The sequence below is a fragment of the Spirosoma koreense genome (assembly GCF_054777875.1).
The window spans coordinates 211118-236181 of the sequence record NZ_BAAHAC010000013.1 but is presented as its reverse complement, the minus strand read 5'-3'; the positions used below and the strand labels follow the sequence as shown (position 1 = coordinate 236181).

Sequence of the window (25064 nt, the reverse complement as noted above, 5' to 3'; positions counted from 1 at the left end):
GGGAAGTGCTCACCGGCCAGCAGTATACTACCCTGCGCCTACTGAAGTGACCCGGTTGATTTCCTGTAACTTGTCTTTAGATCGTAGTTCGCAGCTGGTCCTTGCTTCCGGCAAATTAGCTAAATCAAATAGGTTAAGGAGTGTTTATTGAGTTCCCGAACGCCCCGTTGCGAACTGGCAAGTCCTTCCTGGCTCGATAGTGAGCATTTTTACAAAATGAGGGCTGTCTCCCAGAGCTTCTCCTTACATCCAGTTCATTCCCTAAAAAGCCGCCCCTTCAACAAACTATTCGTCAACAATTTGCCAGACCGTTTCTTCCTGGGAAAGCTAGCCTGAAAATACGCTATTCAGGCAGGTATATCGTAAAGGTGGCGCCCTGATTAGGCTGGCTATACGCCATAATGGCGCCCCCATGGTTACTCACGACCCGCTCACAGATGGCCAGCCCAATGCCCGTACCCGCATACTCGCCCTTGCCATGCAACCGCTGGAACACCTCAAAGATACGCTCCACGTACTTAGCCTCGAAACCAATCCCATTGTCGATCACCTGGATCTGATGGTAGGTCGGCGCCATGCGAGCAGGCTTCACCAACGGGGGTAAAGAATCGGCCCCTAGCCGTTGGTAAGTGATTTGAATAGACGGAGCCACCTGAGGACGCCGAAACTTAAGGGCGTTGCTCAGCAGGTTCTGGAATAACTGCCCTAGCTGACCAGCATCCCCTACAATCATGGGCAGGGGAGCGACCTCAACCAGGGCTTCCGTCTCCTCCAGCAGCATCTCTAAGTCGGTTAACACCCCATTGACCACTCCCTCAAGCGCTACGGGTTGGCTCGTCTCGCGTGGGTTGGTAAGGCGGGCCAACTCCAGCAAGTCTTTGATGAGCACCGACATGCGACGAGCCGCCGATTGCATCCGCTCCAGGTAGCCCGGCGCATCCCCGCCAACCCCGCTGTAGTGACTACTCAAGAGATCGCCGAACTGCTGGATCTTGCGTAAGGGTTCCTGTAGATCATGGCTGGCCACATAGGCGAACTGCTGGAGGTTTTGGTTAGAGCGGTTCAATAGCAGGTTCGTTTCTTCCAGCTGATGATTAAGGGCCACATACTCCTGATTGGTGGCGGCCAGTTCCTCGTTGGTAGCCGCTAGTTCTTCGTTGGCCGCTGCCAGCTCCTGGGTGCGTTGGTGAACCTGCTCCTCCAAGGCCAGTTGTAAGGCCCGCTGGGCGGTGATATCGACCACCGATCCATTGATGCCCACGGGCTGACCCTGGGCATTATAAATCAGTTGACCGGTCGTACGCAGCACGCGCTTTTGACCCGTCTGGGCATTCACCACGCCATACTCCAGGTTATAGTAGCCATGGGAACTCGTCTCAATAGCCTCGCTAAACATTTGGTGAATCCGCTGCAGATCGTCGACCTCAATGACGCTCATGGAGGTGGCCACATCAGTACGTTCCGGAAGCCCATACCAGTCTGCCAACCGGGGCGACTTGGTGAGCTGAGAAGTGGTTAGATCGATGGTGTAGACGCCGATCTGGGCCAGGTCAAGGATGGATTGTAAGAAGGCTTCGCGCTCTTCCAGCTGGCGTCGCGCTTTCACTTGCTGAGTCACATCGGTGGCCACGACCAGTATGCTTTGGATCGTACCATCTACTTTTTTTTGAGGCTGGTAAGTCAGATCGACATAGATGGTCGTCAGCTTTCCCTCCCGCCGGATGCCTACCGGCCGCTCGGGCGCCATAAAGGGGGCACCCGTGGCAACGACGTTTCGCAGGATGGACTCGAAGCCCTGACCCTGTAGTTCGGGTAAGGCTTCCAGCAAGGGTTTACCCACAATGGCCTGGGGCGGACGAGCGACCAGTTCGCCGAAAAATGCATTGGCCCACTGAATGACAAAGGCTTCATCTGCGCTGTACGTAGCTAAGGCTACCGGCGACTGTTCAAATAAGTCCAGCAGCTGACGTTGACTTTCCTGAATGCGTTGCTGGGCCTGGCGGATGTCGGTAATGTCACGCGTGGTGCCGGCCACGGCCTCTACTTCTCCCTGCTCATTGAGTACCGGCGCCAGGACGTAGTCGTAGATGCGTTTGCCCAGCGTGGCATGCGGAAAGGACACCTCCCCCCGGATCCGCTGTTTTGTCGCTACTACCTGGTCGATTTCCAGCTCGTGCATCTGGGCGTGCCAGGGCTCATACCCATTTTCCAGCAAGCTTTTGCCGATTGATTCTTCCCAGCTTTTGCCCCACATCTCCAGCAGGGCCTGGTTGGCGTAAGTGAACCGATACGTCAGATCAAAGACATACATCAAATCGGGCGTGGTAGCCGTAATGGCTTCGTGAATTCGCTGCTGACGTTGGGCCTGCTGATGAGCGGCTGCTTGCCGTTGTTGAATCAGTACCTGCTGGGTAACCTCCTGGGCCACCCCCGCCAAACGATTCAGCTCACCGGTTTGGGAAAAAGAAGCGCTGCCGTAGAAACGCACCCACCGTAGCTGACCATCATCGGCCCCGATAGTCCGGTAGGTCTGATCGTAGTTTCCGTTTGCCTCACCCGCCAAAGCTCGCTGCAGGGCCTGATTGACCCGTTCTACATCCTCGGGATGGATGTACTGGATGGCCTGTTGATACGTGAGCAGGTTGTCCTTTGCCAGGCCAAACAACGCCCGGCACCGGTCGTCCCAGCTGACTTGTTGAGTGGCGGGGTTGCATTCCCAGACTCCAAGCCCAGTGGCCTGTAAAGCCAACTGAACATCGACTTGTCCGGTAATAGTCTGACTCGAATCAACGGATTTTTGATTACCATTCATCGAAGAAGGATACTAAGTCTAAAGCAAACAGCGCAAGGCTAACTAAAGCGTGGCCTGCGGATTTAGGCGTTTAAGCACTCTTTAATAACCTGCTGCCTTAGCTCCTTGTTCGACAACCCATCAACTAGACGCATCAAGACTACTTGTTGCTCTTATAGGGCAATTATGGCAACTGATCCATTCTTTTTTTAAGGACCGAAAACTTTTTCTTCGTCTCACCGTAGAGGGTTTATTGAGATTTTGCACGTCTCTATGCTGGAAGAAACATTGCCGCTCTGCCAGACCGCTGTAATAATAACCCTGACGAATCGTCTTTAGCAGACATTCGCTACCGTTTACTGAATTGAAAACCACCATCATCCCTGTCCGACACGCTCAATTACGGGTATATTGGCCAACTTCGCCGATTCTTGATCACCTATTTCCTGAGCGTAGTCAGCAACTTGTAGAAAGCATTTTCAGTACGGACGACCTTTACCAACTTACTGAAACCCCTGCTGCTGTGCTGCGTCTGCTAGGCTTGTTTAATGGGTGGAATACCATCAATTACTTTTTCCCCAACAAAGCCTTGCTTGCACTTTCCTGGGAGAAGGCGCTCCCCCACTTCATCCCTCAGTTTCTGACAGCCTCCACGGACTCGCTCTATTTCATGGCGTTGATGAACCTGACGGGATCACTTCGGGATGGACATAGCATCCTGATTTAGTAAACAAGGGGGACGATCCCGAAAGGAATATTCGACGGGAATCTGCCTATTGGTGTCAAAGTGTTTGGTCAGAAAGCGTATACCATTAACGTATTAGCCGACACCACCCAAGCGGACGCGCTGGCGCAAATCCAACCGGGTGACGAGTTGGTACGGATCGATCAATAAACACCGGCTCAATTAGCAGCTCAATGGCGGGACTACTTACCGGCTTCGAACCAGGCGGTTTTGACCAGGAATTTTATATGAGCTGGTTGACGGTGGGCCGCTCAGGCAGCCGAGCGCAGGTGACCATCAACCGGCTTTATTCCTGGCAACTGGATAGCATCGCTAATTATCTAACAGATTGCCCAGTCATTTTGCTGGATTGCCGAGGCTACCCCCGTGACAGCCAGTTCGGGAGTCATCTGGCCTCCTACATTGCCCATAAACCAGATACGGTGGCCCTGAATCGATTCCCTTTTCTATATAGTCCCAATCCCAGCCAGCAGTTAACCAGCACGGAGTACCAGATTATTCAGCCTTCGCGCAATGCATTGCTAAAACATAAACGGTATATCTTGCTGGTGGATGAGGGAGTGCAAAGCCAGGGAGAGGGTAACGTCATTAGCCTACAAGGTGTTAGCCAGTCGATTACCGTGGGTACACCAACGGCCGGCGCTAATGGAATGGCCATCACCCTGAAATTTCCGGGTCAATATTTTAGTTTCTTTTCCGGCTTTGGCGAGTATTACCCCGATAACACCCTAATCAAAAACTAGGCGTAAAGCTTGATCGGTTGGTTCCAGTAACGCTGGGGGGGGTATTTAGGCGCGCACGATGAAATCTATGAACAAGTACTACGCTTAGCGAAGCGGTTAGTCAACGCTCGGAATGATTGATTTTTAACTTCTAATCATTTGAAAAAGGCCCATCTCTTAAAGACAGTGAACCGGCTCAACCAACTGCCTTATCTTGCTTCAGGCAAGAATCTCAACCGCACCGGCAAATCGTGTATCTTTCAGCAGGCCCCCTGAGTTAGTGAGAAAGTTATTGGCTGTTGTGCTGGGATTACCAAGGCAACTTCTCGGGTTAGCTATTGGGCTTAAAAAAGTGCTAAATAAGGTTGTTCCTGTTTCAGACTCCACAATAAAATTCCTCATCTAACGTTTTTAGTTTGTTATGCTTCTTCAGCCCCACCGCTTAAACCGTTGGGGCTTTTTTCATAGGTCTACTGATTACCTTTGTCGATATGGAGAACATATCTGATCCACTTCCCAACCCACCTGATCCCATAGCGATCCAGAAACAGCGTGTGGAAAACGCCACTGATTTTCTGAGCATCTGTGATCGACTCTCTACGGGTTATGACAGCGGCTATTATTGGGAAGATGTTCAACGAGCCCTACGGATTGCAGCTGGTTTAGAAAGATGGCCCGACTAAGGAAATGCCAGTTCATGTAGTCAATAAGTAACCCATTTCCCAATAGCTATTTACCGAAAGCATACTCAAGGCTATATAAAACGCCCTTCGTTGAGTTTAATCGTCTTTCTAATCAAACAAGTAGAAGTATATTAGGGAAAAATCGCATTATTTTGTGACGTGAAAGCTATTGGGGCATCCGATCAGGAAGATCGAATCTATTGGAATCGTTTCAGGGGTGGCGAAGAAGTCGCTTTTTCCTGGCTCTATCAACGCTATGTCCGCGTGTTGTATAGCTATGGGATGAAACTTAACCGCGATTCAAATCTGGTTGAGGATGCCATTCAGGAAATGTTCACCGATCTGTGGCGTACTCGGTCTCAATTAGCGGAGGCTCAGTCTGTTCGGTTTTATTTATTTCGCTCATTACGCCGTAAACTTCATCGATCCCTTCGCCCCGAGGACGAGTTCACTCAACCATTTAGCGCCGATACGGAGCGCTGGCAGCCCCCCGTGGCATCGGTAGAGACCGACATTATTTCCGGTGAAGAAATTGCTTTTCAGACAGCTCAACTTAACGCCTGGCTAACGGAATTACCTTCCCGGCAATATGAGGCATTACTCCTGCGCTATTACCAGGATTTCAGCTATGCCGAAATCGCAGCTATCATGACTATTAGCGAACAGGGAGCCCGTAACATGGTTCAAAAGGCGCTCCATACGCTCCGCCGACTGGCGCTTGCTCTCCTGGTTTGTTTTTTAGGAATCGCCTGGTTACTAAATTTTTTTTAAGAAAACAGGTTTAAATCCAGCTCCTGCCGTCTCTTGTTTAGTGAGTTGAACGAAGACAACATCCTCACTAAAAAGAACTGTATTGATGTACCAGAACTACACGGCTGATGATTTTTTGCAGGATCCCGCTTTCCGTAAGTGGGTCTTGCAGGGAACACCTGCTGACGATGCGTTCTGGGCGAATGTTCTGCTGAACCATCCGAAGCAACGGGAGACCATTAGGCAAACGCGGGAATTTCTTCTTACGTTACACGATCAGGTCGAGGCCGATTTTCCGTCGGAGCAGCAAGTGGATTCACTCTACAAGCGTATCAGGGAAAAAACGCATGAAACGCCTGTGCGCCCCTTGCGGCAATGGGCAGGCTGGTGGGCCGCTGCCTCCATAAGTTTACTACTTGGATTAGGGGGCTGGTGGTTCATTCGACAGGAAAACCACCAGATGGCCAGCGTTGATGCAGCCAGTCGGCTTACTTCGGATCTGTTTGAACAAGTAAGTAACCATACAGCCTCTATACGGACGGTTAGCCTTCCAGATGGAAGTCAGGTATTCTTAGAACCACGAACTCAGCTCCAATACCGAAAAGCATTTGCCGATACCATCCGCGAGGTTTTCCTGGTCGGGGAAGCGTTTTTTAATGTGCAAAAAAATCCAGACAAACCTTTTTTGGTTCATGCCAATGCCATCACGACAAAGGTACTGGGCACTAGTTTTCGCGTTAAAGCCTATGACCAGGATCAGCAGATCAATGTCATGGTGAAAACCGGACGTGTATCCGTTTTTCCTAGTCAAAGTAGCAACCTCCCAGACCCTGAACGGGATGGACTTATTTTGACCCCCAATCAACAGGCTATTTTTAGGAAAGCGGATGCGCACATCGCCCGAACCCTGGTCGACAAACCAATCCCCCTCCTTCCTCAGACCGAATTACAGCATTTTTCATTTCGGAATGCCCCCGTACCGGAGATCTTACAGGCCATTGAAAAAACCTATGGGGTAGAAATCATTTTCGACGAGGAGCGGCTGAGTACCTGTCGACTGACCACGTCACTCGGAAGCGAAAACCTGTTTGAAAAAATGGACATTCTCTGCGAAGCCATTGGAGCCAGTTATAAACTGGTCGATGCCCAGCTTATTATCGATAGCAAAGGCTGTTACTAACCCTATTTACCGATCGCTAGACCCATTTGCCTATGTCGCAATAGCTAATCCAGTGACCCCATAAAAAAACCGGTAACGGTTCCAGCGTTACCGGCCTTCTGTAGGACCTTCTCTGCTCTCAAACAGTATCCCGTTCCAGCGGGTGTGAAGGTCTGTTTTTGTGTCATCTACTTACAAAAACTGTCAAATCAATGAAAAAAACAGTACGAATCCAAAAAGAACTGATTCACCTCATGAAACTTTCGCTCCTGCATATTTCGATAGCGATCATTTTCGCGGGGGTGTCTTTGGCTCGGGACGTTACAGCCCAGGAACTCTTAGATCGAAAAATAAGCATTCGAGTTACAAACCAGAGTCTTATCGATGTCCTGACGACTATTGAACAACAGGCGGATGTAAAGTTCACCTACCGCCCGAAACTTTTGATCACGACACAACGCATGACGGTCACGATCGTCAATGAATCTCTCGGACAAGTACTCGACCGCTTACTTCAACCTTTACAACTCAAATACAAAGTCATCCGAAATCAGATTGTCCTATCGCCAATAACGGCCCAGGTCGATATCCCGCGCAGTCAGCAGGAGCCGGATATGCAGGCTGAAGTACTTGCAGACGTATCCGTTTCCGGCACTGTTACGGATGAAAAGGGAGTCGCGTTACCGGGCGTTACGGTGGTGGCCAAAGGCACCAGCCGGGGTACAACTACGGATGCGCAGGGAGTGTATAGAATGAACGTTTCGGATGCAAACGTAATCCTGACGTTCAGTTTTGTGGGTTATACCACTAAGGAGGTAACAGTAGGCAATCGGACTGAAATCAATGTTCAACTGGAGACTGGCAATAACCAACTCACCGAAGTGGTGGTAACGGGTTATACTACCCAGCAGAAAAAAGACATCATCGGGGCAGTGTCCGTAGTCAAAGCCAGTGATCTGACGGTTACACCCTCTGCAAACCTGGTCGCTCAGTTACAGGGCCGGGCAGCGGGGGTTACCGTCAGTAGTACGGGGGATCCCGGTAGCTCGTCCTCCATTCGGATTCGAGGATTTGCGTCGTATGGTAACAACAATCCTCTGTATGTCATCGATGGTGTCCCCACAACCGATGCTTCGCGCATCAATCCGCAGGATGTAGAATCAATTCAGATTCTCAAAGATGCCTCTTCAGCTTCGATCTATGGAGCCAGAGCCGCCAATGGAGTCATCATCATTACAACCAAAGGCGGTAAAACAGGCAAAACGACGCTTTCTTACGATACCTATTATGGAATCCAGTCCACGCCCCTGAACCGGATACCCAAGCTGTTAAACACGAGTGAATTGCTGACCTATCTGGATAAAACGACAGCAACCACGTTTGTCGACCCCATTTTTGGCCAGCATGGTTCGTTTTCTATTCCCGATCGCTACATCGTCAGCAATGGGTTCAAAGGGGGCGTTTCGGCGAACGATCCCCGCGCGAATCCTGATTTATACACCATCGCCGATTACACCAATCCATACCAGATTTTTCAGACTAGCCCGGGTACCAACTGGTTCGACGCGATGTCGCAAAAAGGTATCATCCAGAGCCATCAGCTGACCGCGAGTGGAGGCAACGACAAATCGACCTTTTCGCTGGGCCTGAATTATTTTAATCAGCAGGGCACCTTCAAGTACACAGGCTACGATCGGTACTCGATACGGCTTAATTCAAGTTTAAAGGCTACCGATTTTTTGACGGTAGGCGAAAACCTGCAGGTCTCGTACGACAACCGGAAGGGGGATGCCACCGTCATTGGCGAAACCAGTGCCTGGGCGTATGCGCTCCGGAGTGCATCCTTTATACCCGTTTATGATATCAAAGGTGGTTACGGTGGTTCGCTGGTTGGCGGGACTGCCGGAACCGGTTATAATCCGGTGTCGTACCTGGAACGCCGAAAAGACTGGTTTAATCAAAATCTGCGGGCGTTTGGGAATGTGTTCGCTCAAGTGAATTTCACTAAAGACGTTGCTCTTCGAACCTCCATCGGGATCGATGCGCGCAATGGAACACTGCAGCGGGCCTTTTTAAAAGAGTACGAAGCCAGCCAGTCCCGGCGCGTAACCCAGTTGACCGAGGCCTCCAACAATTTCCTGAGCTGGACGTGGAGCAACACGCTGACGTATCAGAAAAAGATTGGTCAGATCCATGATCTAAAAGTTTTGGTCGGTACCGAAGCGATTAAAAATACCGGCAGAGGTTTGTTTGGGGCCAAGAGCAATTACGACTTTGAATCCAGCAATTTCCTGTCGCTCAACACCGGACTGCCCCAGTCACTGGGCGATATCAGTGCCAACGATGCCGATATTAACCGGAATTCCCTGCTATCCCGGAGTTCGCTTTTTTCGTATTTCGGTCGGATCGATTATAGTCTGAAAGACAGGTATTTGGTTAATGCTACGTTTCGCCGGGATGGCTCCTCGCTGTTCGGGCCTGATGTGCGGTATGCCAATTTCCCATCGCTGGGCGTCGGCTGGCGCCTTTCCGACGAAGCGTTTATGAAATCGCTTAACTGGCTGGATGAACTAAAACTACGTGCTGGCTGGGGGCAAATGGGCAGTATTTCCAACGTGCCCGCCTTCAATCAGTATTCTACTTACAGCGCGGCACCAGGCAATAATTTCTACGACATCAATGGGGTAAATATTGGCTCAACCCAAGGGTATGGGGCGAATTCTCAGGGGAATTTACAAACCAAATGGGAAACGACGGAATCGACTAATATTGGTCTGGATGCCAGTATTCTGCAAGGCAAATGGAGCTTAGCCGTCGATGTGTACACCAAAAATACGCGCGATTTGCTGGTTCCCAGCCTGCGTAACGGGCTAGAACTATTGGTCACCAAACCATTGGTGAATCTGGGAACGATGCGAAACACGGGCATTGACCTGCAAGTAATGAATCAGGGACATATCACCTCTGATTTGAAATATGAAGCAACCCTGACATTTACCCACTACAAAAATCAACTGACCAAACTAAACAATGAAAATACGGCGCAACTAGTAGCCGCCAGCCGGATTTCCAATGCCCTGATTACAACACAGGGGCAGGCTGTTTCGTCTTTTTATGGCTATCAGATCGACGGTTTTTATAATAACCAGGCCGAAGTGGATGCGGGTCCTAAAATTAACGGAGCTGCAGGCGTGGTTGGATCATGGAAATATAAAGACATGAACGGCGATGGGAATATCACGACGGCCGACCGAACCGTCCTGGGATCACCACATCCGGCTTTTCAGATGGGACTTAACCTCGGCTTTAGCTGGAAGGGATTCGACCTGAGTAGTTTTGTGTTCTGGAATCAGGGAAATCAGCTCTATAATTATACCAAGTACTTTACCTACATGGGTGTACTGGGTGGCTCGATTGCATCGGGAAAGCTGTACGACGCCTGGACGCCCGAAACGGCGGCTACCGCTAAAACTCCTCAGTTGGGCGTTGGGGCTACCAATGGCTATACCGCTTTTGTGACGGGCAATTCGAATTCATTTTACGTGGAAAATGGCTCCTACCTGCGGGGGAAAACCATTCAACTGGGCTACAGCTTTCCCAAAGCATGGCTAAAAACGATAAAGATGAGTAACCTGCGGGTGTATGCGCAGGCGCAGAATTTTTTCACCATAACGAACTACACGGGCGCCGACCCCGACCTGGGATTAGTATCGGGGGCATCGGTTGAACAAACGGCCAGTAGCGATCAAAATCTGGGCGTCGACTACTCCGGTTACCCTAATCCACGCCAATTTTTACTGGGCCTAAACGTATCCTTCTAACCCCACTCTTCCGCTATGAAACCGACTCTAAAACATACCGCAACTATCCTGCTTCTTTCGGTGGTTACGCTTTCAGCCTGCACGAAACAGTTTCTGGACCTGGCTCCTCAAGGCGTTTATAATGAAAGCGATTTACTGAGCAAAAAGGGTATTGATGGGTTTTTAATAGATGCCTACGCTACACTGGATGGGTCACAAGCCGCTAATTTCCTGGGATTCAGTGGCTCCTACAATTGGATATGGGGCAGCATCCTGGGGGGCGATGCCTACAAAGGGGGGACAAACTTTACCGACCAGAGTGAAATCAACCAGGCCATGCAATACGCCACGCCCACAACCCATTCGCAACTGCTTGCTCGCTGGAATGGCATTTTCGATGGGATAGGCCGGGCCAACATCGTCTTGCAGGAATTGGCTAAAACAACCGATCCGGCCTTAACCGATGCCTTGAAAAAGCAAATAGCCGCCGAAGCTCGTTTCCTGCGTGCCTTCCATCATTTTGAGGGGAAGAAAATCTTCGGCAATATTCCGTTTGTCGATGAGAAAGCTACCGATTATAAAATTCCGAATACGGACGCGAGTGGCAATTACATCAATAGCTGGCCACAACTGGAAACGGACTTCAAATTCGCCTATGACAATCTGGATGAGGTGAAAACCGGTAAAGGCCGGGTCAACAAATGGACCGCCGGAGCTTATCTGGCAAAGGCTTATTTGTATCAGCATAAATTCACAGAGGCCAAAGCACTGTTTGATGTGATTATCGCCCAGGGCAAAACCAGCCAAGGGGTAAAACTAGACTTAACAGCAGGGTATGGCGAGAATTTCCGGATCGCCACCCAGAATAGCAAAGAAGCGATGCTGGAAGTACAAAGTGCCATTGGCGATGGGGCCAGCGACAATACCAACGGGTTTCGTGAAGCGATTCTGTGCTATCCGAACGGAATTGCGGGAGGAACCAACTCCTGGTTTTTCCGTCCCTCTCAAAATCTGGTCAACGCGTTCCGTACAGACGAAAACGGCCTGCCTTTACTGGATACCTATAATGACGTGGATGTCACCTCAAACGAGACAGTGCCGGATGCCAGCCCATTTACGCCTTACACCGGCAATCTGGACCCGCGTATAGACCATACCGTTGGCCGTCGTGGTATTCCTTATCTGGATTGGGGCCTGATGAGCGGTCTGGCCTTTACGGCTCCTCCGGGCGAGTCGATTAGCAACGGTGGTCCATTTACAGGAAAGAAGCACGTATTCTCGTCGAGCGAGTACAGCAGCGGGCAAGTGGTTCGGGCCAGTTTTGGCATTGCCAGTGCGTTGAATTATGACCTGATGCGTTTTGCCGATGTACTGCTGATGGCGGCTGAGTGTGAGGTCGAAGTAGGTAGTCTGGAGAAAGCGCGTGAATACGTCAATCGGGTTCGGGCCCGGGCTGCGGCTTCACCCGTTAAGACGTTAGACGGAACCACCAATGCCGCCCGGTACGTGGTGAATCCGTATACAACAGCCTGGCCGAATCAGGCCGTTGCCCGTCAAGCCGTTCGATTTGAGCGAAGAATTGAACTGGGCATGGAAGGTCATCGTTTCTTCGACCTGGTTCGCTGGGGGATTGCCGATCAGGTTATTAACAATGAATATTTACCCAAAGAAAGTCTCCGGCGTACACTGGCGCTGGGAGGTGGCGTTAAGTTCACGAAAAACAAGAGCGAATACCAGCCCATTCCAGACTATGCAATAACCCAGAGTTTTATCAATGGCCAGCCAACGCTGAAACAGAATCCGGGATATTAAGCTTTAATCGTGAGATTTTTGTGGTGTCGATTGCTCGTAATCGACGCCACATCAACCCATTAGCCGTAATGAAACGTAGTATTCTACCTGGTTTTTTCCTATGCGTTGTTTTCTTAACAGCGGCACAGTTGACATTTACCGATCGAAAATTGAATCCAGGCGCCGAATGGCCGGAGTATTTGGGCGGGCCCGATCGTAATCATTATTCGCCATTAACCCAGATTAACACGGGTAATGTTCGCCGGCTTAAAGTTGCCTGGGAATACCACTCTCAGGACTCGGGGCAGGTGCAGTGCAATCCAATTATTGTTGACGGAACGCTGTACGGGGTGACAGCCTCGAATCAGTTGTTTGCGCTCGATGCGGCTACAGGTCAGCAAAAGTGGCGCTACGTAGAGCCGGGCACCAAAACGTTCAACACAAACCGGGGGGTTACGTATTGGAAAAGCAATCGAGCGGATGATACCGAACCCGCGCGGATTTTGTATGCCTACGGCTCCTGTCTTTACTCGATCGATGCGCAGACCGGGCAGCCGATTACGAGCTTTGGCGAGCAGGGCCGGGTGAGCCTGAAAGCCGGATTAGGGAAATCGGCGAAAGACAAATTTGTCATTTCGAACACGCCGGGTACACTCTTCGACGATTTGCTGTTCATGCCCTTACGGGTTTCTGAAGGGGCGGATGCCGCCCCCGGATCCATCCAGGCTTTTAATGTGCGAACGGGTAAACTGGCGTGGGTCTTTCACACGATACCGCATCCGGGTGAATACGGGTACGAAACATGGCCTAAAGAGACCTATAAAAACTCCGACGTGGGCGCGGCCAATAACTGGGCGGGCATGGCGATTGATCGCAATCGTGGGATTCTGTACGTACCGACGGGCTCAGCAGGGTTTGATTTTTATGGTGGCAACCGCAAAGGGCAGAACCTGTTTGCCAATTGCTTACTGGCGCTGGATGCCCGAACCGGAAAACGGATCTGGCATTACCAGTTGGTCCATCATGACATCTGGGACCGCGATTTACCCGCTCCACCAAACCTGATCACACTTCGTCAGAAAGATCGGTATGGCCGAACAAAGACCATTGATGCAGTGGCTCAGGTAACCAAGAGTGCTCACATTTTTATTTTTGATCGGGTAACGGGAAAACCGCTCTTCCCCATTCGGGAAATTCCGGTTCCTGGGTCTTCGTTACCGGATGAAACACCCTGGCCAACGCAACCCGTCCCAACCTTACCCGCGCCTTTTGCCCGGCAAACCATTGCCGAAACGGAGTTAAGTCCTTTTGCAATAAATCGCGATTCGTTGATTGCCCAGTATCGTCGGGCGAGAAAAGGGCCGTTTCAACCACTAGGCAAAACCCCAACCTTGCTACTACCAGGGGCCGATGGCGGCCCGGAATGGGGTGGTGCGGCCGTCGATCCGGATGGGATTATGTACGTAAACGCCAATGAAATGGCCTGGATGTTTAGTCTAAGTGCCACACCTAAAACCGATGACCTGGCGCATCTAAGTCCGGGCAATCGACTCTATACGAGTTCTTGTGCGGCTTGTCATGGAGCAGACCGAAAGGGGAATCCGGCCAGTGGCTATCCATCCCTGGTTAATATAAGTCAACGGCGTGATCGGGAGTATGTGGCCAAATTGATTACCAGTGGGAAGGGCATGATGCCAGGTTTCTCAGGTATAACGGGAGATCAAAAACAGGCGCTCTTGGATTTTTTATTTAACGACGAAAAGGTGGAAACCGTCACTACGTCGTCCGGCTCGACGGCCAAACCGGGACCTTATGTTCCGTATCGCTTCAACGGATATACGAAATTCTTAGACAGTGAAGGGTTTCCCGCCATTAAGCCGCCCTGGGGTACATTGACCGCTATCAACCTGAATACGGGTCAGCAGGTTTGGCAAAAAACGTTGGGTGAACTCCCCGAACTAACCCGGCAAGGGATTCCGCCAACGGGGACGGAAAACTACGGCGGCCCGGTTATCACAAGCGGAGGATTGTTATTCATTGCCGCTACGAAAGATGGCATGTTTCGAGCCTACGATAAGAAAACGGGTCAGTTACTTTGGCAGACGCAACTGCCAGCAGCTGGTTTTGCTACACCAAGCACGTATGAAGTGAACGGGAAACAATATATCGTCGTCGCTTGTGGGGGCACAAAATTAGGGACTACCAAAGGCGATAGTTACGTTGCCTTTTCGCTACCCTGAAATGAGCTGGTCAGGCTTTGGTACTCGATTCCGGGGTATCTAAACTGTATGCGTAGAGCAGCGCTCCAGATGGGGATCCGACGAGATGACCGGGTCGATGAAACCACTCGTTCTACAACGATTAGTCTAAGGTTTAAGATAGGATTTGTAAAATCCCGACGGGATGTCTGTCGGGAATTTTATTCATTCTTTCCCGTATTGCAGGGTGTATGGCCTGCATCAGAAGGAAGAATCCCTGATGATGAGGGATATGCCTGTACTATTCAATACATCTTGTATAATTGAAACCAAACCTGTTGTATAAGTGGCTTGTGGCCTTATGTTAAGTCAATACAACTTTTTTAGCCGCTCTTTCATGATTTTCAGATGGTCATTGTACTCCTGTAATCCTTGCAATTCACTCCATATCAACTGTCTGTCAATGGCTTGACTGATGAATGGTTGGGCAGCTTTATCGATTCGGCCTTCATCGACTAGTTGACCTAATCCAGTAGCAATTACTGACGCATCTAGTGTATAGATATATTGCTGGTCATCAAAGCTATTCTCACTGAGTTGTTTGTTTAACTGTTCCTTACTCAGTGTTTGAGCAAGATAAGCTTCTGAAGATGTCTCCCCTACTTCTTCAAGAACCCACTTTAGACACTGCGTAAGATTGGCTGTTGGATAAGTTTGACGCCATCTTCTGAAATTGGCTAAGGCTGTATCGCCTTCATCACTTCCAAAGGGAGCACCCTCATCTACAGAGTCCCAAAAGAACTCTTCTGGAAACAGATTTATTGATTCAGAACTGGCAAACTGTTTATTTATACCATACCGCTGCTCTTCTGATGCATCGATCATTTTTGCTGCTGAATTCGTCTGATTGTTGCTTTTGTCTGTGTTATCTAAGCAGGACCATAACCAGCCTACTACAAGGCTATAATACGAAGCTTTCATTGAAATCCGTCGAACAAGTCGCAGCAAGTTAGTCATCTCCAAAACCACCCTATGTAAGTGTCTCCGTAATAGTGGGGTTGAAGTAGGCGCTTCTGTTCAAAACCCAATTGCCATAACATAACAGGGAATTTGATGCGGTGAATTTGACATTTATTAAACGAGCTTTTACTTAAAGGTGTGGGCATCTGTATAACCACACGGTACGGGGGCTTAACGGATAAAAATCAGACGGTCGGCTACGTGGAGATTTCAGAGCCCTTAACCAACGGCTCCGCCCTGGCGATGCGATCTAAACTTGCTGCTCAGCTTGTCAAACCAACTGGTGAGCCAGATAAAGAGCAGCGTGCCAACGATGATCAACACAGCATTCAGCTTGTAGGAGAACCCCACGAATTGCTCCCTACCATCCAGTGAGAGCTCATAACGGAGCCAGAAACGCTCAACTCTAGTCGTCTTATGGTCAAAGGGGAGCGCTTCGTCGTAAATGAGCGGGATGCGCAGACGGCCGCTCGTATCGATATAGCCGTATTTGTCCCGAATGCGAACCATCGAGAGCCCGTGCTGATAATACGACGCAAAATCGTAGGTCAACGGCGTACGCACTTTACCCGACTTGTCGATATGACCGAATTTGCCATTGATAGCCACCGCTGACCTCCCCTCAACCGTAAAGCCGGTCGCTTCGTCGTATACATGCGGGATGCGCAGCTTGCCGGTGTTGTCCATACAGCCCCATTTGCCCCGCTTCTTAACCCAAAACAGACCATTAGTCGGCTTGCGGGTTTCGGTGTAGTCAAAAGGAACTACCAGTTCACCCGTTATGGGGCTAACGTACCCGTACTTATTCCCATACTGCACGCGTTGCAGACCTTGCCCCGAATAGCTATAGTCGACATCGATGGCATCGAGCGCCACCGGTACTTTCAGGACCAAATCCTGGTCGATAATGCCAAATTTCCCCCCGTATTTAAAGGCAGAAACGTGGTTGGCCCGCTGGAGCTGCTCTTCGACAAAGGGGGTAAAATTGAAGTTGAGAATAAAATAATCGCCCCCTCTCCACCACAGCACATCTTCCTGGGTGTCGTGGTTACAGGTATGATCGATTGTCGCATCGGTGATCAGATAGTCGTTCGAATAGTGCTGAATAGGAATCCTGTACAGCTCTTTTCCGGTCCTATCAATATAGGAAAGTCCATAATGCGTATCGGCCGGGTAAATGACCCAGGTTTTGCCATGTCGGAAGCGGTCGGTGGCGAGGTAGTTAGGTTGGATAACGATCGTCCCCTGCTTATCGATAAATCCGTGCAGTCCATGTCCTTGCCGGCTGCGTTGCATGGGAACAAACTCGGCCAGCCCTTCTTCAAAATCCCCAATATCGCGATAAGCGGGGGTTAATTTCCGGCCGTTTTTGTCCGTTAGGAAGGTTTGGTAGGACTGGCACGCCCTAATAATTTTTTTGACCACGTAGACCTCACCATAGTCCTGGCATTCATCGTATTCGGTAAGCCAGGCCTGGTTTGGCTCGATTTTATTCTGGGCAAACAGCCCAGCCGATGACACGAGCAGGAAAAGAAGGGCGAGGTGTCGAAAGGTGAGGAAAAGCATCGGAGAAGGCACAAACGTTTATCGATATATTACCAGCCAAAACAGCCTTAAATGTAAGCAGCTAATTTCCAGATAGTTATTTGATGTTTCGTTACTCTATTCATACCGTAAAGCCCGTACCGGATTCGTACGAGCCAGCCGGATCGCATGATAACCCGTGGTTAGGACGGCAATTAAAAAAGCGACTCCGCCAGCCAGGATAAACTCACCCGGACCCAGGGAAACATGGTAGGCAAAGTCTGCCAACCAGCGGTTCATGATAAACCAGGCCAACGGGCTTGCCAGAAGAATGGCCAGGCCGATCAGCAAGAGGAATTGCCTGGATAGCAGGTAAATCAAGCCTGACGCCTGAGCGCCCATTACTTTTCGGACGCCCACCTCCTTCGTTCGCTGAGTGGTGGCGAACGAGGACAAGCCGAACAAACCCAGGCAGGCAACGACAATGGTAAGCAGGCTAAAATACGTGAAGATGCTGGTCAATTGCTGCTCCTGCCGGTACTGTCTGGCAAACATTGTATCCAGAAAAGTAACGGTAAACCCCTGATCCGGCACAATCCGTTTCCATTGGTTTTCGATCTGGCTAAGTTGAACCGGTAACCCACCGGTAGATAAACGCACAAGGGCTTTTTCAGGCCCTTGCTCCGCCGTGTTTTGCAGGACCATCGGCTCGATCGGTTTTTGCGGAGACTGAAAATGAAAATTCCTGATGACCCCGACCACGCGTCCGTGCCAGGTTTCGGCTCCAACAGGGCCTTGGCTGATGCCCTTTCCGATGGCCGCTTCGACGCCCCACCCCATCTTTGCCACCAGGGCCTCATTGACCAATACCTCATGGATTACCGGACCTGTTTTCTCACCACTCACACCGGGATGGCTGAAGTTTCTACCCGCCACCAGGGGAATACCCAATACGGTCAGGTAGTTTTCATCAACGTCGATGGAGCGCTGGGGTAGCGGAAGCATCTTGCCATTCTTTTCCAGATTGAACGCCGATAGGTTCATTTCCTGGCTGGGCAGCGAATGAGAGCCGATCAGTGCTACACTCCGTACATATGCTAAGCCGGCGAGCGTTTTCTTAAGCGCGTAAGGGGCTCCAGGAGTGACGGCTGGGGGAATGTCCAATACCAACACCTGTTCTTTCTGAAACCCTAAAGGCTTTTTTTTCAGATAGTGAACCTGTTTGTAAACTACTAACGTACCGATAATAATCGTGATCGAAATGGTAAACTGGAATACCAGAAGCCCTTGTCCAATTTGTACACTCGCAGCGTTTCCACCCAGGCGAAGTTTGCCCTTCAGCGCTTTTACCGGCTCAAAAGAAGCCAGGAAAAAGGCGGGGTAGCTGCCAGCCAGAACACCTACGATGACAAACATAGCCCCCAACAGGCCGGCCATTGGCCAGGTCAGCAGGGAGGAAACCGAGTAATGCCTGTCGGTTAGGTCGTTATAGACAGGTAACAGCAACATGACTAAGACCAGCGCGAGTACTAGTGCAATACCAGTCAATAAAAGTGATTCACCCAGAAATTGAACTAATACCTGGAAACGGGCGGCTCCCATCGCTTTGCGAACGCCCACTTCCCGGCTTCGCCCCACCGATTGAGCCAGGGAAAGGTTGATGTAGTTGATGGATGCAATTAGCAAAAGAAACCCAGCTACCAGCGAAAAGATGAGTAAGTAAGTCCGGTTGGCCTTAGGCGTGTCGAAGAGTTTAGGGTTTCCCAGATGAATGTCCCGAAGATTTTCGAGGGCGAAGGCAATATGGCCTCCCCTTTGGGCAAAGTCAGCCTGTATGGGCTGGGCAACCCTGGCCAGCTTTTGGGAAAACCCTAAAGCACTGGCCGCCTGGTTAAACACTACGTAGCTAGTACACCAGGCCTGTTTTTCTAAGTTACTGGCGTCTTGGGCAAGTAGCACCTGGAAGGGCATATCCGTATTGGCTGGGATGTCCCGTAGTACGCCGGTGATCTGATAGGTGTTCCCTGCCGCCTGAATTCGATGGCCAAGTATACCTTTACCCTGGTTCCAGGCTTTACCAAATAATTTCAGGGCTACCCGTTCCGTAATAACGATAGAACCGGCTCGGATCAGAGCAGTTTTCGGATCGCCTTCCACCATCGGAAAGGTAAAGACGGTCAAAAAGGCCGGATCGTATACCGTATACACCTGATCCAGGCTAATCAGGCGGGACGCCACCCTGGCGGATGGGGCGGCTACCTGGAAGGAAATGTCGCCCGGATTGGCTTGCAGGCGAATGACCGTTTCAACTTCAGGATAGTCTGCTTTTACCTGTTGGCCGATGAAATTGGGAGCCCAGGCCGTATGTTCATCTTTTCCATCAGCGGTCAATTGGGTCGTCAATCGAAAGATGCGATCGGCCTTCAGGTGATAGTTGTCGTAACTCAGTTCATGCTGCACGTACAACATGATCAGCACACAACTGGCAATACTGACGACTAACCCCAGCAGGTTGATGGATGATGCCAGTTTCTGGCGTTTTAAACTACGCCAGGCACTTATGAGGTAATTTTTAAGTATACCACACGTTAAGCGGCCCGGTTGGCCAACAGATCTAACGAAGTGGTTGCCATTCGGAGAAGGAATCATGGTGTAAGTCGGTCATGAGTATAGGCGTTTGGATACAGATGTAATTCCCCTGTAAAATCCATAACCGGTACTTAGCGTATAGACCTAGTAGAAGCCGTACAATGGACTCACTAGCAGAATAATACTGGCCGCTTTTCCCTTAGTCATGGTGACCTTAACGGGCCAAAAATTTAGTTATGACGTGGATTCCTATCGCTACGGACATAATTCTGTGACCAACCCGTATGCCGAAATAATTCGTCGCTGTTCGCGATTGGCTGGCTGTGTTAAATACTGGCATAAACTATCTGTAGTTATATACCCATCCGCTATATTCGGCCTGGCCCACGGCTTGCCGGTAATGAGCCTTACGATTGCTTTGGCGGCTGGCTTAATGCCCTGAGCGATGGTGAAGGCGAAAAGTATGTGGGCCGGTTGAACAAGCCAACAACTTACCGATATGCTTGTCGATACAACGTTACCTTGAAAGGGAGGAAATGAAACGAGCCCGCCTTTTGCCGCATAGTGCGTTTACCAATCTTAATCCCACCTACATCCAGGCTATTTTATGCTTTTACGACCGTTTTAACAATAGTTTTCATGAACGGTTGTTAAGGATACCAAACATGTATACATCTTTTAATTGGCCCTTTTATGACTAAACTGCGAATCTGCTTTACCGGTGGTTCAGGAAAAGCCGGTAAGCACGTCATTGCCTACCTGCTCGAACAAGGCCATACCGTGATGAATGTGGACCTGACTCCCCTGCATTACCCGGGTGTCACGAATTTGATCGCTGATATTACCGATTCGGGGCAAATGTTTAATGCACTGAGCGCGTATGCCAGCTTCGAGGAGTTAGAACCCGGTACGGGCGTCCCCCACTTTGATGCCGTCGTTCATTTTGCGGCCGTGCCCCGAATTTTACTCAAGCCCGATAATGAGACCTTTCGCGTCAATACACTGGGCACCTATAATGTGGTTGAAGCCGCGGTGAAACTGGGCATTCGAAAAATCATTATTGCTTCCTCCGAGACCACCTATGGCATTTGCTTTTCCGACGGTCAAACCAGCCCCAAAACCTTGCCTCTGGAAGAAGACTATGACGTCGATCCGATGGATAGTTACGGTTTATCCAAGGTGGTCAATGAACAGACGGCCCGCAGCTTTCAGCGACGTTCGGGGGTGGATATATACGCCCTTCGGATCGGCAATGTGATTGAACCCCATGAATACGCCGAGCTGTTTCCTTATTATCTGACTCACCCGGAAGTACGTCGCCGGAACGCTTTCTGCTATATCGACGCACGGGATTTGGGCCAGATTGTGGATTTATGTTTGCAAAAAGATGGGCTAGGCTATCAAGTGTTCAATGCCGGCAACGACCACAATGGAGCCATTCTTCCCAGTAAAGAACTGGCAGAACGATTCTTTCCCGGAGTTCCGCTTCGTCGGGAGTTGGGCGAGCATGAAGCCTTATTTTCCAATCACAAAATCCGTGAAGTGCTGGGCTTCCAGGAACAGCACAACTGGCGAAAGTACGTACCATGACGGTATAAGGTGCCTCAAGGGCTTCATCAAGCCAAAAGTTGAGATTAGACGTATGTCAGCGGCAGTCTATTATGGCAGAAGTTACGGTCGGTCAAGCTCCGCATTTGTTCATTACCAGGGGTTGGTATGGTGAATAATAAATGTAGCGTAAAGCGTGTTAAGTGATATCAATAAGCAGTATAAAAGAGATGTAAACTCAGAGTGAAATATCAATTTGATCTTCATTCTTGACTTTCATAGGTCTAGAAACAGATACAAGTCTTGCGTGTAATTGGTTTTAAGACTTTTACAGGGCGACAAAAACAGGCAGTAAGGCTAATTTACTGCCTGATCCGCTAACGTAGTATTAAGATAAATAGGGAGCGAACACTGGCCAGCTTAATGTCACTACTAAGTAAGGCAATCCAGCATTGTATGAAAACAACTCATGAGTTCAAGTTCGATGACTTGGTAACACTAATTAGCCCGAAGGCTGCTCAGGAGTTTGAAGCAGCTAATGCTGACATTGACTGGCCTGTCCCGGTAATTAGTCAATATGGTCAGCGGGTACACTGCTGGAACAGTCAACGGCGCGAATTTATGATCACGCTAAGTGCAAGTGAGATTAAGAAAGTTAGTTGATAAGACAGCAGACCATGCGTTTTCGCAAACGGTTTTCAAGCAATAGTGTATCGATAGAGAATCCTAAAAGTCAGCAAATTACACGCTCAATAACGTATAGGCGATTGACTTTTCGAACGAAATCTATGGTCTCCCGTCCAGCCCCCAATTGCGCAGGCACCGTTACTTATCAAGGACAACTTGACCTGGTCAGTTCGTGCCATTTTCTGATTTTAATGTTTTGAGAACATCCAGTATTGCAGCCGGTTCTGCACGTTTACGGTAATCGGTATCGACAAAGGCATACCTGATCACACCCTCCGTGTCTATAACATAAGTCGCTGGTATTGGCAGCTCGTTTGTCGATACGCCATTATAGTTTTCCAGCTTATGGAAATCATTGTAAATGTCGATCAACGCTTCATTGAGTGTAAAAGCGATGCGAAACCGGCGCGCTACTTCGTTGTTATAATCCGTCAGCACGTCAAAAGCCAGATTATTCTTTTCTGTTGTACTTAGGGATTTATCCGGAAGCTCCGGGGACAAGGCAACCAACGTAGCGCCGGCTGCCTTAAATTGGGGTAAATAACTTTGCAGATAGCGTAATTGGATGTTACAATACGGACACCAACCGCCACGGTACCAGCTCAGTATTAAAGGACCTTCTTTTAATAACGTGGAAAGATTAACCGGTTTATTCAAGGCATTGGTCAGCTCAAAATCAGGAGCTGTATCGCCCACATTTAGCGCGGTTTGTTCTATTTCTTTGATCTCGTCAATTCCCTTCTCAAACGTTTTCTGTAAGCCATCCGGTGCTTTGGCGTTCCATGACTGCTGGAAATCTGCCAGTTCGCGGCCTAGTGTTGCCGTATCTATAGGTTGATTTTTCATCGTCTGTTGTTAATAAGCGTTTGTTAATTGGCTGGTCTGTTCTTTGGCAGCAAGCTTAAGATCAGTAGCGGGATGCTTTCAACGGCTAAACCATACTAACCGAACAGTTAACATGGCGTTGGCGGTACGGCTCATGGGCAGATGCTCAAAATGAGTAAAGTATACCGGTATGTGTTAAGCTTCCACGATAGGGTTAGTTAGGGCATGATATTCCTGGGGAGGTGTGAAACACCTCCCCAGGAATATTAGACAGCAGCAGTTTCCAGTGCTGGAGCCAAAGGCCAGTCTACGGGAATACCGGTCAAGGCATGCAGGTAGTTGGTAATGATCTTATCGCCGATCACAATGACCACGTCTATCAGGTTGCCTTCCGTATAACCGGCGGCAAAGAAGTTCTCTAACACCTCTGCGCTGACATGGCCGCGGTTTTCGGTCGTGCTTTTGACCAGTTTAGCCAGGGCGTCTAGTTTTGTATCGAAGTTGATGCTTGCTCTGCGGATGTCTACAATCTGCTCATCAGTAAAGCCGTTCATTTTGGCAAACTGCGTATGAGCGCTCAGGCAGTACGAACAGTTGTTTACCTGGCTAACCACTAAGTTGATGACTTCACGCTCTTTGGCGCGAATCGATGATTTTCTGTTTTGCAGTGTCAGGTAATCGCCTAACGCATTGTCAGAATGGGCCAAAATGGCATAGAGGTTAGGAACAAAACCTACCATACCTTTTAGGTTATCGAAAATAGCCTGGTTAGCCGGAGATACTTGTTCTTTAGCTGGAATTGGGAAATTTTTCATGATGTTATGTTTATCTTGACTGTCTGTTTTGATTGACAATACAAAGGTCCAGCTAAGGATCAGGCGAATGAATAGAGAGACTTCCCGACTGCATGTAAAATCTGCCCGTCAACGTTTTTCATATTGGTTACGCTTGCCTGGACTACGTTTCCGGTAATGGATATAAGGAATCAACGGTACTATCTGACGTCAAAAGGGCTCCTTCAGTAAAGGAGCCCTTTTGACGTCAGATAGTACCGTTGATTACCCTGTTCTTAAGCGCGGACAGCCCGAAAGGGCTAACGATTGGAGGAAGTTCCCGCCGGGATATCCCTATTGCCCAGACGACAACGGGACCGACTTGGCATTCCGGAAATCGGACGGGGCATAGCCGGTTTGTTTCTTGAAGAAATTACTGAAGTAAGCCGCATCATCATAGCCCAGGTCATAAGCGATTTCCTTGGCCGATTTGTCTGTATACATCAGCAGGCGCTTGGCTTCTACCAGTATCCTGCTCTGTATCACCGCAAGCGGGGATTTGTGATTGTATAAAGTGAAGTAATTAGCCAGCGTTTTAGGCGATTTATTCAACTGATTTGCGTAAAACTGCACCGTGTGTTCTTTTCGGTAATTGTTTTCGACCATCAGGTTGAACTTACGCAGCACGTCCAGTTTATCCTCGGTTAGCGCCTGTTCCTTCAGATACTGGCTTTTACCTAAGCGGGTCACAATGATGATGAGCCGCTTGAGCATCATTTGCAGCATGTCGCGCTGTATGGCATCCTTGTCGGCAAACTCATCGATAAACACCTGCAGCAACATGTTCAGCTTTTTTTGTTGCGGCTCATCCAGCGCAATGAACATGGTCTCTGCGGAGCCATAAAACAAAAAGCCCACGCAGCTTACTTCTTTATCGTGATCTACAATACAATAGAAGTTCCGGTTATACTGCCAGGCAATGATTTGCTCTGGCTTTTCAAACGTAAAGGTTTGATTGACCATCAGCGGTAAGATGGTTTGGGCAGGAAACGCGTACTGAATGCCATCGATCGTTACGGTCTGGGCAGGCCCGTCATTCCATGCTATCGTTAAAAACCGGTCTTTACGATCCCGCTGAAAAAAGAACCGGTCGAAGTTAACTTCGTGTAAAGTCAGGTGCAATTCCCCAGCCGAAATGGGATCGATATACTGTAGTTTCATGAAGCAATGTCATCAAATGACAAGATAGTAACGTTTTGAAACAGCAACTTGGTTGTTTCATCTTTATTAAAAACCGTGGGATTGGCGCTGGTAACTCATTAATCTTTATACGTGCAGCCGCCCGACTCGACACCAGACACATGGCTACAGATGAAAATTCGTATCGGTCCGGTGTAACAACGCGCGCAGCTGGCGATGGCGTAAACTTCTATTCCCTCTAGTATTGCTATCGCAAATA

Annotated in this window: 16 protein-coding genes; 9 read left to right on the top strand and 7 right to left on the bottom strand. The window is 49.4% G+C overall.

The genetic code is table 11. The features are described from left to right. Window positions 1–343: 343 nt before the first annotated feature. Window positions 344–2812 (bottom strand): PAS domain-containing sensor histidine kinase, encoded by a 2469-nt coding sequence (locus ACYVC2_RS12850; protein WP_461102831.1) that lies wholly within the window; start codon window positions 2810–2812, stop codon window positions 344–346. Window positions 2813–3314: 502 nt separating this feature from the next. On the opposite strand from ACYVC2_RS12850, the gene ACYVC2_RS12845 reads away from it, so the two are divergent. From ACYVC2_RS12845 to ACYVC2_RS12810, 8 genes are all read left to right on the top strand, one after another. Continuing rightward, window positions 3315–3518, top strand: coding sequence for a hypothetical protein (locus tag ACYVC2_RS12845; RefSeq protein ID WP_461102830.1), 204 nt, complete (start codon window positions 3315–3317; stop codon window positions 3516–3518). A 245-nt stretch (window positions 3519–3763) separates the two neighbouring features. Beyond that, on the top strand, window positions 3764–4279 hold the full coding sequence (locus ACYVC2_RS12840) for a S41 family peptidase (RefSeq protein WP_461102829.1): 516 nt from the start codon (window positions 3764–3766) through the stop codon (window positions 4277–4279). 470 nt (window positions 4280–4749) lie between these two features. Continuing rightward, window positions 4750–4941, top strand: a complete 192-nt coding sequence (locus ACYVC2_RS12835; protein WP_461102828.1) for a hypothetical protein — start codon at window positions 4750–4752, stop codon at window positions 4939–4941. 159 nt (window positions 4942–5100) lie between these two features. Further along, window positions 5101–5712, top strand: coding sequence for an RNA polymerase sigma factor (locus ACYVC2_RS12830; protein ID WP_461102827.1), 612 nt, complete (start codon window positions 5101–5103; stop codon window positions 5710–5712). Between the two features lie 85 nt (window positions 5713–5797). Next, entirely contained in the window at window positions 5798–6871 is a 1074-nt protein-coding gene (locus tag ACYVC2_RS12825; RefSeq protein WP_461102826.1) for a FecR family protein, read from the top strand. Window positions 6872–7062: 191 nt separating this feature from the next. Continuing rightward, window positions 7063–10671 carry a TonB-dependent receptor gene (locus ACYVC2_RS12820; RefSeq protein ID WP_461102825.1) on the top strand — a complete coding sequence of 1203 codons (3609 nt, stop codon included), beginning with the start codon at window positions 7063–7065 and terminating at the stop codon, window positions 10669–10671. Window positions 10672–10686: 15 nt separating this feature from the next. Further along, window positions 10687–12462: a RagB/SusD family nutrient uptake outer membrane protein gene (locus ACYVC2_RS12815; protein WP_461102824.1), complete on the top strand. Its 1776-nt coding sequence runs from the start codon at window positions 10687–10689 to the stop codon at window positions 12460–12462. A 68-nt stretch (window positions 12463–12530) separates the two neighbouring features. After that, complete coding sequence (locus ACYVC2_RS12810) at window positions 12531–14681, top strand: outer membrane protein assembly factor BamB family protein (protein WP_461102823.1); 2151 nt, start codon at window positions 12531–12533, stop codon at window positions 14679–14681. A 327-nt stretch (window positions 14682–15008) separates the two neighbouring features. Here the strand turns inward: ACYVC2_RS12810 and ACYVC2_RS12805 are convergent, their stop codons facing one another. The 3 genes from ACYVC2_RS12805 to ACYVC2_RS12795 form a co-directional block, all read right to left on the bottom strand. Further along, the gene (locus ACYVC2_RS12805; protein WP_461102822.1) at window positions 15009–15620 is read right to left on the bottom strand and encodes a hypothetical protein; all 612 of its coding nucleotides are present in this window, start codon (window positions 15618–15620) and stop codon (window positions 15009–15011) included. A gap of 258 nt (window positions 15621–15878) precedes the next feature. Next, window positions 15879–17225: a WG repeat-containing protein gene (locus tag ACYVC2_RS12800; RefSeq protein WP_461102821.1), complete on the bottom strand. Its 1347-nt coding sequence runs from the start codon at window positions 17223–17225 to the stop codon at window positions 15879–15881. A 96-nt stretch (window positions 17226–17321) separates the two neighbouring features. Next, complete coding sequence (locus tag ACYVC2_RS12795) at window positions 17322–19832, bottom strand: ABC transporter permease (protein WP_461102820.1); 2511 nt, start codon at window positions 19830–19832, stop codon at window positions 17322–17324. 633 nt (window positions 19833–20465) lie between these two features. Here ACYVC2_RS12795 and ACYVC2_RS12790 point away from each other — a divergent pair. Beyond that, entirely contained in the window at window positions 20466–21362 is an 897-nt protein-coding gene (locus tag ACYVC2_RS12790; RefSeq protein ID WP_461102819.1) for an NAD-dependent epimerase/dehydratase family protein, read from the top strand. Between the two features lie 810 nt (window positions 21363–22172). On the opposite strand, the gene ACYVC2_RS12785 is transcribed toward ACYVC2_RS12790, so the two are convergent. From ACYVC2_RS12785 to ACYVC2_RS12775, 3 genes are all read right to left on the bottom strand, one after another. Next, on the bottom strand, window positions 22173–22853 hold the full coding sequence (locus ACYVC2_RS12785) for a peroxiredoxin-like family protein (RefSeq protein WP_461102818.1): 681 nt from the start codon (window positions 22851–22853) through the stop codon (window positions 22173–22175). A 245-nt stretch (window positions 22854–23098) separates the two neighbouring features. Continuing rightward, the gene (locus ACYVC2_RS12780; protein ID WP_461102817.1) at window positions 23099–23647 is read right to left on the bottom strand and encodes a carboxymuconolactone decarboxylase family protein; all 549 of its coding nucleotides are present in this window, start codon (window positions 23645–23647) and stop codon (window positions 23099–23101) included. A gap of 312 nt (window positions 23648–23959) precedes the next feature. After that, window positions 23960–24826 (bottom strand): helix-turn-helix domain-containing protein, encoded by an 867-nt coding sequence (locus ACYVC2_RS12775; RefSeq protein ID WP_461102816.1) that lies wholly within the window; start codon window positions 24824–24826, stop codon window positions 23960–23962. Between the last annotated feature and the right edge of the window lie 238 nt (window positions 24827–25064).

Coding starts and splice junctions, on each gene's coding strand:
- ACYVC2_RS12790 (WP_461102819.1), top strand. CDS start 20,466: ATGACTAAACTGCGAATCTGCTTTACCGGTGGTTCAGGAAAAGCCGGT.
- ACYVC2_RS12840 (WP_461102829.1), top strand. CDS start 3,764: ATGAGCTGGTTGACGGTGGGCCGCTCAGGCAGCCGAGCGCAGGTGACC.
- ACYVC2_RS12850 (WP_461102831.1), bottom strand. CDS start 2,812: ATGAATGGTAATCAAAAATCCGTTGATTCGAGTCAGACTATTACCGGA.
- ACYVC2_RS12810 (WP_461102823.1), top strand. CDS start 12,531: ATGAAACGTAGTATTCTACCTGGTTTTTTCCTATGCGTTGTTTTCTTA.
- ACYVC2_RS12785 (WP_461102818.1), bottom strand. CDS start 22,853: ATGAAAAATCAACCTATAGATACGGCAACACTAGGCCGCGAACTGGCA.
- ACYVC2_RS12815 (WP_461102824.1), top strand. CDS start 10,687: ATGAAACCGACTCTAAAACATACCGCAACTATCCTGCTTCTTTCGGTG.
- ACYVC2_RS12825 (WP_461102826.1), top strand. CDS start 5,798: ATGTACCAGAACTACACGGCTGATGATTTTTTGCAGGATCCCGCTTTC.
- ACYVC2_RS12800 (WP_461102821.1), bottom strand. CDS start 17,225: ATGCTTTTCCTCACCTTTCGACACCTCGCCCTTCTTTTCCTGCTCGTG.
- ACYVC2_RS12820 (WP_461102825.1), top strand. CDS start 7,063: ATGAAAAAAACAGTACGAATCCAAAAAGAACTGATTCACCTCATGAAA.
- ACYVC2_RS12775 (WP_461102816.1), bottom strand. CDS start 24,826: ATGAAACTACAGTATATCGATCCCATTTCGGCTGGGGAATTGCACCTG.
- ACYVC2_RS12780 (WP_461102817.1), bottom strand. CDS start 23,647: ATGAAAAATTTCCCAATTCCAGCTAAAGAACAAGTATCTCCGGCTAAC.
- ACYVC2_RS12795 (WP_461102820.1), bottom strand. CDS start 19,832: ATGATTCCTTCTCCGAATGGCAACCACTTCGTTAGATCTGTTGGCCAA.
- ACYVC2_RS12805 (WP_461102822.1), bottom strand. CDS start 15,620: ATGAAAGCTTCGTATTATAGCCTTGTAGTAGGCTGGTTATGGTCCTGC.
- ACYVC2_RS12835 (WP_461102828.1), top strand. CDS start 4,750: ATGGAGAACATATCTGATCCACTTCCCAACCCACCTGATCCCATAGCG.